We start from the raw sequence: 12,689 nt of genomic DNA, 5'->3' as shown, positions 1-12,689 counted from the left end.
AGAGTCCAGAATCACCACACCATATTTACGCCCTTTTTCATGGTCAGTCTGACCGGGTACGTGGTTCACGTAATACGAAAAATGCTATTAAGGAGAGTCTTTTATGACTGCTGAAAACAAACAAGGCCAATCTAAAACCGTGATTGCACTGGCGGCTGTGGCCGTTCTGGCGATTGGTGCGGGCGGGTTTGTATTCCTGTCCGGTAAGGGTGTGAACGAATCCGATAAGCCAGCGGCGACCGCCGCTGAAACCCCGGCCGATACCGCCGCGGCGACACCGGCTGAAGGCGAAACGATCCAGACCCCAGCGGGTGAAATCATCCAAGGCAACCCGGTTGTTGCCAAAGTTGCTGGCGAAGACGTCACCCGTAGCGATGTTCTGGGCTTTATTGCCGCTCTGCCGGAAAACATGCGCGCCATGCCGTTGGATCAATTGTTCCCGATGGCGCAGGAACAAGTCATCAACAACAAGATCGTTGACCAGAAGGCCGCTGGCGCTTCGCTGGAGCAAGATCCCGAAGTTGTGAAAATGATGGAAATGGCCAAGGGCCAGATTGTTCGTAACATCTACGTTCAACGCCAGTTGGATAAAGGCATCAGCGAAGCGAAGCTGAAAGCCGAATATGACTCTCTGGTCAAACAGATGGGCAACGTGGAAGAAGCGAAAGCACGCCACATTCTGGTAGAAAGCGAAGACAAGGCGAAAGAGCTGATCACCAAGCTGGATGGCGGGGCTGATTTTGAGACCCTGTCCCGTGAAAACTCCACGGGTCCGACGGCTGAAAACGGCGGCGATCTGGGGTATTTCACCAAGGGTGACATGATCCCGGAATTTTCCAACGCGGCCTTTGGTCTGAAAGTTGGCGAATACACCAAAACTCCGGTGAAAACCCAATTCGGCTGGCATGTGATCAAGCTGGAAGACAAGCGTAACCGTCCGGCTCCGGCCTTTGAAGACGTGAAGCCGCAAGTCGAAGCCAAGTTGCGCCAGGAAGAGCTGGGCCGTATGGTTCAGGAATGGCAGAAAGAAGCGAAAATTGAACGCTTCGATATCAACGGCAAACCGATTGTCGCCGATGCGCCGAAGGCAGAGGCCGCCCCTGCACCGACAGAAGCCGCCCCGGCTGAAGCAGCGCCTGCTGAGGCTGCTCCGGTTGAGGCTCCGGCTGAAACCCCGGCTCCGGCAACACCGTAATTTTTGGTGTAACGGTTTAAACAATACGCAACCCCCTCGCCAAAGATTGGTGAGGGGGTTTGTCTGAAAGAGAAATTATGGTCCGCTTTGTAAAGAAATCGATTTCGTGTGAAGAGGCGCTGGATCTGCCGCGCCCGACCTGTGCGCCTAAACGCACGGTGTTCGTTGTTGCGGCGGCGTTGATTGATGCGGATGGGCGCGTGCTGATGGCGCAACGGCCCGAGGGAAAAGCCATGGCAGGGCTGTGGGAATTTCCGGGCGGCAAGATGGAGCAGGGTGAAACCCCCGAATTTGCCCTGATGCGCGAGATAGAAGAAGAATTGGGTGTTGAAACGCGCCCGTGCTGTTACACGCCGATTGGCATGGCATCGCATGGCTATGATGATTTTCATTTGATCATGCCGCTTTATGCGTGCCGTGTCTGGCGCGGTGAGCCGCAAATGCATGAGCATGCCGGATTGAAATGGGCATTCCCGCATGAAATGTATGCCATGCCGATGCCGGAAGCCGACCTGCCATTGATCCCGCAACTTGAAACCTATCTGGGGCGTGGATGAGCACGGGATCGATTTATGATCTGAAGGCTTTTTACGACAGTCGATCTGGCCGGCTGGTGCGACGGATTTTGCTCGATCACCTGATTCCCATGTGGCCGGATGTAAAGGGTTTGCGCGTTCTGGGCTGTGGGTATGCCACACCCTATTTGCGCCCGTATATGAAGGATGCGGAACGTGTCATTGCTGTGATGCCCGCACGTCTGGGGGCGCGCGTCTGGCCACGTCATGAGAAAAATCTGGTGTGTCTGGCCGAAGAATCCGAATTGCCGCTGGAAACCGAATCTGTGGACCGCATTTTGCTGGTGCACAGCGTGGAACATGCCGAAATCCTGTCCCCGAATTTACAGGAATTGTGGCGCGTGTTGAAAAGCAGTGGGCGGATTATCGTTGTCGTGCCCAATCGTTTGGGGTTCTGGGCGCGGGCGGATTGGTCCCCGTTTGGTCAGGGACAACCGTTTTCCGCGTCGCAAATCGTGCAATTGTTCCGTGATCACTCTTTCGTGCATGAACGAACCGAGCGGGCGTTATTCCTGCCGCCGGTACGCACGTTCCTGATGCTGCGAACCTTCTGGTTTATGGAGCGGATCGGGGCGCGGATCATGCCGGGATTGTGCGGTCTGCATATCGCGGAATTCAGCAAACAGCTTTATGCGGGCACACCTGTCGCGCAAACATCCAAGGTTAAAATTCGTGGGCGGCGAATTCTGGTGCCCAATGCGTTGAGCGGCGGACGGCGGGAACAGGGATAAGCCGAACCGATCAACCGGTTTGCCTTGCGGTGCGGCATTGGCCTTGCTATGGTTAATCCCTTCCATTTTTTCTTTCTTCCGGAGTGTCCCATGGTCGATAGCGTTGATAATTTGCGGCGTGAAATCGATGACCTCGATAATAATTTGCACGACCTGCTGATGAAGCGGGCCGATCTGGTGCAAAAAATCGGGGAGGAGAAACGACGAAACAAAGTTCAAGTGATCCAGCCCGATCGTGAAGCCGTCATGATCCGTCGTTTGATGGATCGCCATCATGGGGCGTTACCGCGCAATGCCGTTGTGCGGATCTGGCGTGAACTGGTCGGGGCCGTATCGTTGTTGCAAACCGATGTGAAGGTGATTGTTTGCGCCTCGGATGATCAGATGACCGAAGCCTGGGACATGGCCAAGAATTATTTCGGCAGTGTTGTGCCGATGCAAAAAATGGCCAACCCAATGAACGCCCTGTCGATGGTGAAGGAGGGCGAAGTTACATTCGCCGTTCTGCCGTGGCCGGATGATCAGGATCCGAAGCCGTGGTGGGCGTATATGCGCGGTGAATCCCCTGAAAAAATCGCCCATATCGTGGCCAGCCTGCCGTATGGCAGCGGGGTGGACAGCCGCACTCGCCCGGGTTTCAAGGCCTTGGTGGTGGGCTGCCTGAAATTTAACGACAGCGGCCATGACCATTCCTTCCTGTTCCTCGATCTGGATGACAGTATCAGCCGGGCGCGGATTGTGGATCGCCTGAAAACGATGGGCATGACCCCGCTCAGCCTGCTGTCTCGCAAAGGTCATCCGGGTTTGGAGCGCACCCAGCATTTTGTCGAGGTTGACCGCTATATTGCCAATGGTGACATGACAGGCCAGATTTTGGCCACGCTCGATAATCCCGACGGTACCTGTATCTGTCTGGGTGGATATCCTGTTATCCCGGCACTGGAATCCTGATCTTACAGGCCAAGCGCGATAGGCGGGATTTGCCACAACATGATAGGCCCGACATAAAGCCACCGGTCGCGAAGAGTAAGGGGAATGGTGACAGCCATGGCCCCTGTTTCCGGATCTGGCTGTTCAAACCCACGCAGCAGGGCGCTAAGCATCATTGCCTTTTGTTTATCAATGGTACCGTCTTTGCGAACCTGCTCAATGACGTGATCAATTCCGACAATACGCATATTCATCATGCCGGCGGGTTGCGCCATGGAGTCCAGCTGCAACAGGCCGTTGCCGATGAATCGCGATTGATCGACCGTGATGTCAAAATTATGAATGGGTACGGCCTTCATGCCCGCATAAACCGTTGGTGGAATGTCGAAGGACAGGTGGACCTTTTCCATTTGTCGCCATGTCGGCCACATGGCGTCTGTGCCCGGCCCGGTTAAATATATGCCCGGTTCGGCGTCAATCCGCAGGCGTGTATACGGAATGAAAAACCCACGCAGCCGCAGGTTCGGAATGCTGACGCTGATCGTGCCATCTGGTGTGGTCAGCTTGATAAAGCCCGTCAGTGTTGGAATAACGGGAAATCCGCCGGGTTGCACCTGGGCGGCGATGTCATACCCGCGTAATGTGAGATCGGTTACGGCGCGGGCGACAATTTTTCCGGCCATCATGTAGAACGCGAGCCAGTAAACGGCGAACCCCAACACGATTATGCCCGACAGGGCATAGGTTATGCGCATGGCCCACTGTGTTACGCCTTTATTCATCGTGGCAACCAAGGAGATTTTTCCCGCGCTTCGTCCATCAGGGCGTTGGATCGTTCCTCAATATCATGTTGCAATTTATGCATGATATCGGATGCGGATCCTTCCGGTGCGATCGGGGGTAGGAATTCAAAAATCACTCGGCCTGGGCGCTTCATCCAGCTCAGTTTGGGCCAGAATAGGCCCGTATTCATCGCCAATGGAACGATTGGAATATTCCCCTGTAACGCCATGCGGGCCACGCCGGCCTTGTATGGTTTATCGGCTGGCGTGGCGTTATATTTCACGCGTGTGCCTTGGGGAAAAATGATGATCGGGCGATGCTGGTCTTTGACGTGGTCCAGTGCGGCAATCAGCGATCGCAGGGCATCGCCGCGCTCGGAACGGTTAATCGCAATCGGATCGATTTTAGACAGGTAAAGCCCCCAGACCGGAATACGCAGCAATTCGCGCTTTAAAACAATGGCCGGATCATTGAACAGGATGTGCAGTTTGAATGTTTCATAAGCCGATTGGTGTTTTGCGGCGATGATAACGGTGCGGTCCCGTGGAAAATGTTCCAGGCCGCGCACTTCGTAGTCCAGATTCAGGATAAAGCGTTCCAAGATATGAACGACACGCACCCATGACCAGACCACCCCCATAAATACCCGGCGCGGCAGCAAGGCGGTGGGCAGCAGGCTGATCGCCATGATGGCGGTCACGCCAAAGAAAAAAATGTTGAAGATCGTAGAGCGCAGAAAGATTTCGATCGTTTTCATTGCTGTTGTTCTTTTTTGTTCTTCTGTGCGCGCCAGAGGTCAATGTCAAAAATATTCTGCCGCACCCATGTCATCAGGGTTTTATTATACTCACTGAACCCCAGTTTCAGGAAATCGCGGCTGCCATCTTCTAGAACGGGGGATTTGATCGGGTGGGCCAGAATTTCATGGCGTGGCAAAGCATGGTTAAATTCAATCCACGCACGCGGCAGGTGATAGGTGGATGTTACCAGACGGACGCTATGAATATTCATACCGCGCACCCATTGGCTGCTCTCATGCGCGTTTTCTTCGGTATTGGCGGCGGCATGGCCCAGAATGATGCAACAGGGAATGGGGCTGATGTCTGGTTTCCATTGCTGGACGATCTGCATGATTGAGACATCCGGATTAACGCCGGAGATGAACAGATATTCCGCCTTGCCCTGTTCCAGCAATTCAAGGCCGGTATGAATGCGGTTTTGTCCCCCGGTCAGGACGATAATGGCGTCCGTCGCGCGGTCCGGGTCATGCGGTCGGGTCAACGAGACGGATGCGAGGAAAAGAATATAACCGCTGATCCACAGCCAGAACGCCGCCGCCAGACTATATCCGGCCAGTTTCATCAGGCGCACAGGAACGGGGCTGGGAACATAGTGGGTCATGGGAATGTCGATAATACCCGCAGAACCGTGAAGCGTGCCGTGGTCGTGGCAATGGCGGCGGCCAAGAGCGGGGTCAGGCACAGCAGCGCAATCTGCCCGCCGCTTAATGTGAAATCGGGCAGGATAGCCGCGCCCATTTCGCCGGATACCCATCCGGTGATCATCATGGCCAGCGCACCCGCCAGAGCCCCGGCTAATCCACCCTTCAGGGCCAGGATCAAGGCATGGCGCTGGAATTGTTTGGTGATGTATCCATCGCTGGCACCCATGATGTGAAGCAATTCGACATCGGCACGGTGTACCGCCATGCGGGCGCGTACGGCCCCGGCCACAGCAGTCACAGTCGTTACGCCAATAACCAGTGATATCATCAGGGCTCCCAGCTGCATCGCGCCTGTGAAGCGCAGCAGGTCCGTCAGCCATTCTTCATGCGTGTCGACACGGATATTCGACGCGGCACTGCGCAAGCTGATGGTCAATTGTCCCATTGTTGGCGCATCCGTATCCGGGCGCAGGGCCACGGTGATCAGGGCGGGCAGGGGAATGGTGTCATTCAACAGATTGGTGCCCAGCCACGGCTCAACCAGCTTGCGAATTTCCGCATCGGCCATACGCTGGCTGTCAATCACCGCCGGGTGGGCATGCAGGATGCTGAGCGCTTTGGTCGCAATGTCGTTGATGGTATCGGCATCGCGCAAATTTCCATCCATATCTGTGGCCGGAATTTCAACCGTGACACGGTTTTCCAGCCCGGATGACCAGCGATGCGTCATCGCCGACAGGGTAAAGGACGCCGCCACGGCCATCATGGCCAGAAAGGTCATCAGCGCGATCAGGACCATCAGGAAGCCAGACCCGGCCCCCTTGTTCAACGGCAAGTCATAGCGCCGTTTTTCGGTCGCACGGCCCAGCATGCGTTCCCGGCGTAGATTGAAGGATTTCTTTTTTGGTTTTGCGGGGGTGGTTGTCATTATACGGCACTCCCCATGGCATCGGCAGAGGGCCAGTGTTGCGGTGCGCGCGTGCCCGGTTCAATGCGCAGTGATCCACGATCAAGGATCATACGGTTATGACCGAACTGGTCCATCATTTGCTGGTTGTGGGTGGCGATGACGATGGTGGTGCCCATGCGGTTGAGTTGTTCAAACAAATTCATCAGGCGGTAGCCGATTTCATCATCCAGGTTCCCGGTCGGTTCGTCGGCCAGCAACAGGCGCGGGCGGGTAATCACGGCCCGGGCAATGGCCACACGTTGTTGTTGCCCGCCCGACATGGTGTTGGGCAAGGTGCGCAATTGGTCGCCAAGGCCAACCCAATGCAGCAATTCCTCAACATTATTGCGAATTTCTTTTTCCGGCTGTCCCATGATGCGCAGGGGTAGAGCGACGTTATCAAACGCCGACATGTGGTTCAGCAAGCGGAAATCCTGAAACACCACGCCGATGCGTTGGCGCAGGGGGCTGGTCTGCTGGCGCGACAGGCTGCCGATATTCTGGCCGAACATGTTGATCAGGCCGCGCGTCGGGCGGCGGCCAAGATAAAGCAGGTTCATCAGCGAGGTTTTACCCGAACCGCTGGGGCCGCTTAGAAAGTGGAATGAGCCGGGCTCCAGCGCGAACGTAATATCGCTCAGCACCTCCGGCCCTATGCCATATCGCAACCCGACATGTTCAAAACGGATCATAGTTTACGCACGTCCTTCTTTACTCGTCTTTTTGCCCCAGATCAGATTCATGGGGCGTGATTTGCTTGGCGGCGATATACAACATCGCCTGCGCCTGCGCATACGGGGTCGCAATGCTGTTGGCGATCCGAATGGCTTTATCATAGGCCCCGGAATCGGTCAGAATTTTGGCGACGATTTGCGCTTGTTTGTCACGGTATTGAGCATCTTCCACGGCGGCTAGGCTGGCCAGGGCCGTGTCCACATCACCGCGCGCGGCCTGAATTTCCGCATTTTCTGCAAAGGCTTTGTTACGCAAGGCGGCATTGGTCATGGATTTGGCGGTCGCGGTCGCGCCCGCATCATCCCCGGCATAGGCTTGGGACATGGCAATGTATGTGAGTGCAATCGCGTGTGATGCCGCATGGTCAATCTTGGCTGCTTCGGTCTGCAGGCTGGTGAAGACCGGGCCGTATTTATCCGCGGTCCAGTTCAGACGCGCTACGGCCATACCAATCCCGCGAATGGTCAGTGCGCGTGTATCGGGGTTTTCAATCTTGCCAATCATGGCGATGGCTTGATCCGTGTTGCCCTTGGCGGCGTAAAGCTTGGCGACTTCGCGTAATGTCTGATCCCGCCATTTTTTGTCCGTGATGGTGTCGGCGGTTTTATCCAATACGCTCAGAATGCACGCCGTATCCGACCCGGCGCAGGCCGCATCCTGTGCCTGGGCGCCCGCGCTGGATAGCAGGATAAGGGCGGCGAGCAGGGTGGCAAAGCGGGCGATCATCTGGAAAATCCCTTTGTGGTGTGAAACGGAGCTTTACGGAACACATGCAGACTCTATATACTGAATCGAGTTTGTGAAGTGAAATATCCCTCCTTTTTGGACTGCTTCCCATGATTTTGACGTGCGAAGAGTGCCACGCCCGCTATCTGGTTCCTGTCCACTCTCTGGCCCCTAACGGCCGGAAGGTGCGGTGTGGTAATTGTGGCCATACATGGCATGAAAACTTCCCCGAAACGGAATTGGTCGGGGGGGATGATGCCGGTGTGGATGATGGCAATGCCATCGACACCTTTGCGGGTGCGATGGAGGATATTGCAACTGCATCCGCTGTGGATGATGGCTCGGTGGGCGAGCCGATCCCCGAAGGTGTGCGCCCCATCCCGGAGGGATCGTCCGTTCCAGCCCATATTGGGAACGATGTTTATGAATTGCGCGGCCGGCTGGGCGGATACGTGGCCGCAGCGGCCGTGTTCCTTTTTATCATGGGCGGCATTTATACATTCCGTGACGCGGTGATGGAACAATTCCCACCGTCCAAAGTCGTGTATGAAATGGCCGGTGTGACCGTTCTGCCGCCAATGGCGGGCGTCATTTTTGACCAGGTTGAGGCCAAAACCCAATATAACGATCAGGGTGTTGAGGTTTTGAGTGTGACGGGTCAGATCATCAATCTGCGCGCCCAGCAACAAAGCCTGGCCCCCATTCGCGTGTCTTTGCGCGTGTCGGGCGAGGAAACGTTGCGTGACTGGGTGATTGAACCGCCGTCCGAGGTTATTGGGCCGGAAGAAACGCTGGCGTTTGATACGACCTATCCGGACATTCCGATGGAAGCCAAGGAAGTGAACGTGCAGTTCACACTGGCCGGGAAATAAGCGCCCTTAAAACTGCCGCATCAGGCGATGGAAATAATCCAGCTCATAATCCGGCCGCGTCAGCTCGCCGGATTTTTTGCGCAGTTCCTGCATGATGTCATAGATGCGGCGGCGTTCGGCTTCATCCGGCACTTCGACCTTTGATTTGCTCCACGGATTTTGCCCGCCTTCGCCGTCCTCAATCGGGCGGCCCAGCGGATCGGTGCGCATGCCACCGCCGCCAAAAGACAGCATGGTCATTTGCTGCAATCGTTGCTGCAGTTTTTCCGACATTTGCTTTTGCTGGTTTCGCAGGCGGTCCAGCGCATCTTCCTGATGCGGGATGGACCCGCCGGGATTATTGGCGGCCAGCTCTTCGCCGGATTTGCGCATGAATTGTTCGGCCTCACCGATTTTCTCGGGGATCTGGCCCAACGCTTCATCCATTTTCATCATTAGCTCGCCCATGTCTTGGCGAATGGTTTCCTGCCGTTCTTTTTCTTCTACTGTTTCGGATTCAGTGGTTTTGGCGTCCTTGGTCTCGGCGAGCAATTTTTCCTGCTGTTCGATAATTTCCTGCAAACCGCCAAGGGACTCCATCATCTTCTTCACATCCTCCGGCAATTGCATGTCGGCGGATGGGTCCATGGATTCCATCATTTTTTGCAAGTCATTCAACATCTGCTGGGCGGCGTTACGGTCGCCGGACATGGCCCGCGCCATCATCTGGTCGATATAGGCCGACAAATCCATGGTGTTCATCGCCTGTTCCAGCGCTTCGGCGGTCATCAATTGCTCACTGCCGCTTTCGGCCATGTTCTTTTGCATTTCGCGCATCATTTCTTGCATATACTCAGCCATGGCCTGACGCAATTCTTCGACCAGTTGTGCCAGTTGCTCCGGCGTTGTGGTGGGATCGCGCAGGGCGTTTTGCAGGGCTTGCTGCGCATCCTTCAAACTGCGATACGCCATGGTCATGTTGCCATCTTCGACACGCAGGGCCACATCCCAGAGCAAGGCAACAACAGCGGCCATTTCATCCCTGTTGCCCGGATAGGTGAGCAACCGGACCGCGGCAGAGCGCAAAGCCAGAAAAATAACCGGATCGCCTTGATAGGTTGATGGTGACATAACGATGGTTTCAAGGTCATAGGCCACGTTCGACGCCGCTTCATCCGGCGTGCGGATCAGGCGCTTGCGCATTGTCACCAATTGCCGCGCCAGCGGATGGCGGAATGCACGTTCCGGCAATGTCATTGTGACAGGGTCGTTCAGGCTGGCCGTTTGCCCGCGATGGTCGGTGGCGGTCATACTGATCTGCACCGGCAATCCCGCCCACGGGTGCCAGGCCAGATCAAAGGAGGGTGCGGTTTCGTAATCCTGTCCTGGTGGCGACATGATGGTTTGTGTCGCGGTATAATCAGCCCCCAGCGGTATAGATTCCGCATCTGCCGCCAATGTGACCGTCATGTCCAGTGTTTCAACACCATAATCGTCGCGCACTTTGACGGGAATTTTGACGTCGGCATGCGGGCCAATATCCGGTTCGCCCGCAACGGCAATCGTCGGCGGTGTGTCGGGAATAATCGTGGCCATCCATTCCATGCGGTTGAACACCAGCTGGCGGATGCGGAAATGGCTGGCCTGTGGCAAGGGGCGGACCAGTCCGTAATTCCCATCACCCAGATTGTCCATGGCAAAGCTTTGCCCATCGGCGGCCAGAACCGGTGCGGCCATATCGCCCCAATGGCTGCGAACGCGCACTTTGATGTCACTGCCCATGGGTATGGCAATCGGTTTTGCGGGATCAAACTGCGTCTTTTCGCTGAACACCATTTCCGGCACGCCCGTGTAAACCGGAGGCGTAATCCACACGGTGATGGCGTCAGCCTTTTCAACGGCTTTGGGCCATGAAAACGGCACCAATCCATCGTGCACGCGCGCCGTCCATGACGGGCCCGCAATGGCCAGCCCGCAAATCACCACCAACGCGGCCAGAATGCGCAACGCCATCGGATCGGCCGGGGCCAGAACCGGGCGCGGGCGGGGTGTGCGCAGGCGGGCCAGTAATTTTTGCTGCTGGTCGCGCGCAACATCCCACAGGCGGCGCGTATCATCCTTCTGCGGGTTGGCCAGACGGTCATGCGATTGGCTTAACGGACGGTGGGACAGGCCGCTGTCAATTTCCAGTCGGCGGTCAATATCGACCGGGCGCGGCATTTGGAAGCGCGGACTATACCGCCACGGAATGTAGACAAGCCCCACCACGAAAATGATCAGCGCGATGATGGAACCCGCCATGCCGAACATTTGCGGAATTTGTAACATCCACAAACCGGCAAACGCCATGGCCCAGACAACGATGCGCCAGATGGACGCCGTGCCGCGTTCCGCCGCGATCACCCACGCCGCAATGGCGCGCAGAAAACCCAGACGCGCCGATAATTTTATCGGGCGGCGGTGTTTGTCCTGCGGGTCATCATGGCGCGGTGTGTGGGTCATGTCCCTGTTTTATCCGGTTTACTGGCTGGCCATGTCGGAATGTGTTCGGCGGCCAACATGGAATCCAGTGTTTCGCGGGCGCGGATCACGGCGACATTCGATCCATCGACCAGAATTTCCGCCGCGCGCGGGCGTGTGTTATAGGTCGATCCCATCGATGCGCCATACGCCCCCGTATCCATGATCGCCACCACGTCGTTATGGTGCAACGGGGGCAGGGACCGGGCGCGGGCGAAGGTGTCGCTGGTTTCACAAACGGGGCCGACCACATCGTAAGTCATATAGTCCCCTTCGCGCTGCGGGCCAGCCGGACGAATGGCGTGGAACGCGTCATACAAAGCCGGGCGCATCAAATCATTCATCCCGGCATCCAGAACCAGATAACGGTGCGTATCCGTTTCCTTTACGTACAAAACGCGGCTGGCCAGAAGACCGGCCTTGCCGACCAGCAAACGCCCCGGTTCCAGAATGATTTCGGTATTCAGCGGCAGAACCAGATCGCGGATCAGTGCGGCGTATGAATTCAGACACGGTGCGTCTTCGTCCTCATACACAATGCCCAAACCACCACCCAGATCGGTGCGGCGGACATCCATGCCGTTGTTGCGCAATTCATAAACGAAATCGGACAATTTCTGGAACGCTTCGGCATAAGGGTCCAGCGATGTGAGTTGCGACCCGATATGCAGGCTGATCCCCACGGGGTCCAGGAACATATCGGATTGGGATTGTTGGTATAATGCGGCCACGCGTGCGGCGGGCAGGCCGAATTTATTATCATCGCGCCCAGTGGTGATTTTTTCATGCGTGCCCGCATCCACATCGGGGTTCAGGCGGAAGGCCACGCGTGCGCGTTTGTTTTTGCGTCGGGCAATGTCGGCAATGCGGTTTAGTTCCGGTTCGGACTCCACATTGATTTGCAAAATGCCGTGGTCCAGTGCGGCGGCAATTTCATCGTCATTTTTGCCAACACCGGAAAACACGATCTTGCCCGGATCAATGCCCGCGCGGATGGCGCGGTGCAATTCGCCGCCACTGACCACATCGGCCCCCAATCCCATTTGCGCGAATAAATTCAACACGGCCAGATTGGAATTGGCCTTGGTTGCAAAGGCGATCAAAGGCTGGCGATCAGCGGGCAGGGCGGATTCGCACGCGTCTTTCAACGCGTTCACATTATCGCGCATGCGTGATGCGCTATACACGTACAGCGGTGATCCATGGTCCCGGACCAGATCGGTCACGGCGACATGATCGGCCATCAACCT

At 56.3% G+C, this 12,689-nt stretch carries 13 protein-coding genes; 5 read left to right on the top strand and 8 right to left on the bottom strand.

Features of this window, described 5'->3' with window-relative positions; translation table 11 throughout:
- The first annotated feature begins 103 nt into the window (after positions 1 to 103).
- From MICA_RS06875 to MICA_RS06860, 4 genes are all read left to right on the top strand, one after another.
- Positions 104 to 1,195 (top strand): peptidylprolyl isomerase, encoded by a 1,092-nt coding sequence (locus MICA_RS06875; RefSeq protein ID WP_014102997.1) that lies wholly within the window; start codon positions 104 to 106, stop codon positions 1,193 to 1,195.
- 77 nt (positions 1,196 to 1,272) lie between these two features.
- Positions 1,273 to 1,752 (top strand): (deoxy)nucleoside triphosphate pyrophosphohydrolase, encoded by a 480-nt coding sequence (locus MICA_RS06870; protein ID WP_014102996.1) that lies wholly within the window; start codon positions 1,273 to 1,275, stop codon positions 1,750 to 1,752.
- Positions 1,749 to 2,501, top strand: coding sequence for a class I SAM-dependent methyltransferase (locus MICA_RS06865; protein WP_014102995.1), 753 nt, complete (start codon positions 1,749 to 1,751; stop codon positions 2,499 to 2,501). Before MICA_RS06870 ends, MICA_RS06865 begins: the two co-directional genes overlap by 4 nt.
- Positions 2,502 to 2,591: 90 nt before the next feature.
- Positions 2,592 to 3,452: a chorismate mutase gene (locus tag MICA_RS06860; protein WP_014102994.1), complete on the top strand. Its 861-nt coding sequence runs from the start codon at positions 2,592 to 2,594 to the stop codon at positions 3,450 to 3,452.
- Positions 3,453 to 3,454: 2 nt separating this feature from the next.
- Here the strand turns inward: MICA_RS06860 and MICA_RS06855 are convergent, their stop codons facing one another.
- The 6 genes from MICA_RS06855 to MICA_RS06830 are packed head-to-tail and all read right to left on the bottom strand — an operon-like array spanning position 3,455 to position 8,068.
- Positions 3,455 to 4,186 carry a DUF2125 domain-containing protein gene (locus tag MICA_RS06855; RefSeq protein ID WP_014102993.1) on the bottom strand — a complete coding sequence of 244 codons (732 nt, stop codon included), beginning with the start codon at positions 4,184 to 4,186 and terminating at the stop codon, positions 3,455 to 3,457.
- A gap of 23 nt (positions 4,187 to 4,209) precedes the next feature.
- Positions 4,210 to 4,971, bottom strand: coding sequence for a lysophospholipid acyltransferase family protein (locus MICA_RS06850; RefSeq protein WP_014102992.1), 762 nt, complete (start codon positions 4,969 to 4,971; stop codon positions 4,210 to 4,212).
- Entirely contained in the window at positions 4,968 to 5,615 is a 648-nt protein-coding gene (locus MICA_RS06845; RefSeq protein ID WP_014102991.1) for a YdcF family protein, read from the bottom strand. Before MICA_RS06845 ends, MICA_RS06850 begins: the two co-directional genes overlap by 4 nt.
- Positions 5,612 to 6,586 (bottom strand): cell division protein FtsX, encoded by a 975-nt coding sequence (locus MICA_RS06840; RefSeq protein WP_014102990.1) that lies wholly within the window; start codon positions 6,584 to 6,586, stop codon positions 5,612 to 5,614. Before MICA_RS06840 ends, MICA_RS06845 begins: the two co-directional genes overlap by 4 nt.
- On the bottom strand, positions 6,586 to 7,299 hold the full coding sequence (ftsE, locus tag MICA_RS06835) for a cell division ATP-binding protein FtsE (protein ID WP_014102989.1): 714 nt from the start codon (positions 7,297 to 7,299) through the stop codon (positions 6,586 to 6,588). Before ftsE ends, MICA_RS06840 begins: the two co-directional genes overlap by 1 nt.
- 19 nt (positions 7,300 to 7,318) lie before the next feature.
- Entirely contained in the window at positions 7,319 to 8,068 is a 750-nt protein-coding gene (locus MICA_RS06830) for a hypothetical protein (protein ID WP_014102988.1), read from the bottom strand.
- Positions 8,069 to 8,178: 110 nt separating this feature from the next.
- Here MICA_RS06830 and MICA_RS06825 point away from each other — a divergent pair, with 110 nt between their 5' ends.
- Entirely contained in the window at positions 8,179 to 8,940 is a 762-nt protein-coding gene (locus MICA_RS06825; RefSeq protein WP_014102987.1) for an MJ0042-type zinc finger domain-containing protein, read from the top strand.
- Between the two features lie 6 nt (positions 8,941 to 8,946).
- Here MICA_RS06825 and MICA_RS06820 read toward each other — a convergent pair whose 3' ends face one another.
- Both MICA_RS06820 and lysA read right to left on the bottom strand, forming a co-directional pair.
- The gene (locus MICA_RS06820) at positions 8,947 to 11,421 is read right to left on the bottom strand and encodes a DUF4175 domain-containing protein (RefSeq protein WP_014102986.1); all 2,475 of its coding nucleotides are present in this window, start codon (positions 11,419 to 11,421) and stop codon (positions 8,947 to 8,949) included.
- A complete protein-coding gene (gene lysA / locus MICA_RS06815; RefSeq protein WP_236619863.1) occupies positions 11,418 to 12,683 on the bottom strand; it encodes a diaminopimelate decarboxylase in 1,266 nt (421 codons plus the stop codon). The genes MICA_RS06820 and lysA overlap by 4 nt, the downstream gene beginning before the upstream one ends.
- Positions 12,684 to 12,689: the final 6 nt, after the last annotated feature.

The organism is Micavibrio aeruginosavorus ARL-13, assembly GCF_000226315.1.
In the GTDB taxonomy this organism is placed as follows: domain Bacteria; phylum Pseudomonadota; class Alphaproteobacteria; order Micavibrionales; family Micavibrionaceae; genus Micavibrio; species Micavibrio aeruginosavorus_B.
Note: the sequence above shows the minus strand (reverse complement) of the source record. Positions and strands in the feature narration are given on the sequence as shown.

What these genes read in the sequence shown, in the direction of transcription:
- MICA_RS06875 (WP_014102997.1), top strand. Translation starts at nt 104, where the DNA reads ATGACTGCTGAAAACAAACAAGGCCAATCTAAAACCGTGATTGCACTG.
- MICA_RS06870 (WP_014102996.1), top strand. Translation starts at nt 1,273, where the DNA reads ATGGTCCGCTTTGTAAAGAAATCGATTTCGTGTGAAGAGGCGCTGGAT.
- MICA_RS06865 (WP_014102995.1), top strand. Translation starts at nt 1,749, where the DNA reads ATGAGCACGGGATCGATTTATGATCTGAAGGCTTTTTACGACAGTCGA.
- MICA_RS06860 (WP_014102994.1), top strand. Translation starts at nt 2,592, where the DNA reads ATGGTCGATAGCGTTGATAATTTGCGGCGTGAAATCGATGACCTCGAT.
- MICA_RS06855 (WP_014102993.1), bottom strand. Translation starts at nt 4,186, where the DNA reads ATGCGCATAACCTATGCCCTGTCGGGCATAATCGTGTTGGGGTTCGCC.
- MICA_RS06850 (WP_014102992.1), bottom strand. Translation starts at nt 4,971, where the DNA reads ATGAAAACGATCGAAATCTTTCTGCGCTCTACGATCTTCAACATTTTT.
- MICA_RS06845 (WP_014102991.1), bottom strand. Translation starts at nt 5,615, where the DNA reads ATGACCCACTATGTTCCCAGCCCCGTTCCTGTGCGCCTGATGAAACTG.
- MICA_RS06840 (WP_014102990.1), bottom strand. Translation starts at nt 6,586, where the DNA reads ATGACAACCACCCCCGCAAAACCAAAAAAGAAATCCTTCAATCTACGC.
- ftsE (WP_014102989.1), bottom strand. Translation starts at nt 7,299, where the DNA reads ATGATCCGTTTTGAACATGTCGGGTTGCGATATGGCATAGGGCCGGAG.
- MICA_RS06830 (WP_014102988.1), bottom strand. Translation starts at nt 8,068, where the DNA reads ATGATCGCCCGCTTTGCCACCCTGCTCGCCGCCCTTATCCTGCTATCC.
- MICA_RS06825 (WP_014102987.1), top strand. Translation starts at nt 8,179, where the DNA reads ATGATTTTGACGTGCGAAGAGTGCCACGCCCGCTATCTGGTTCCTGTC.
- MICA_RS06820 (WP_014102986.1), bottom strand. Translation starts at nt 11,421, where the DNA reads ATGACCCACACACCGCGCCATGATGACCCGCAGGACAAACACCGCCGC.
- lysA (WP_236619863.1), bottom strand. Translation starts at nt 12,683, where the DNA reads ATGGCCGATCATGTCGCCGTGACCGATCTGGTCCGGGACCATGGATCA.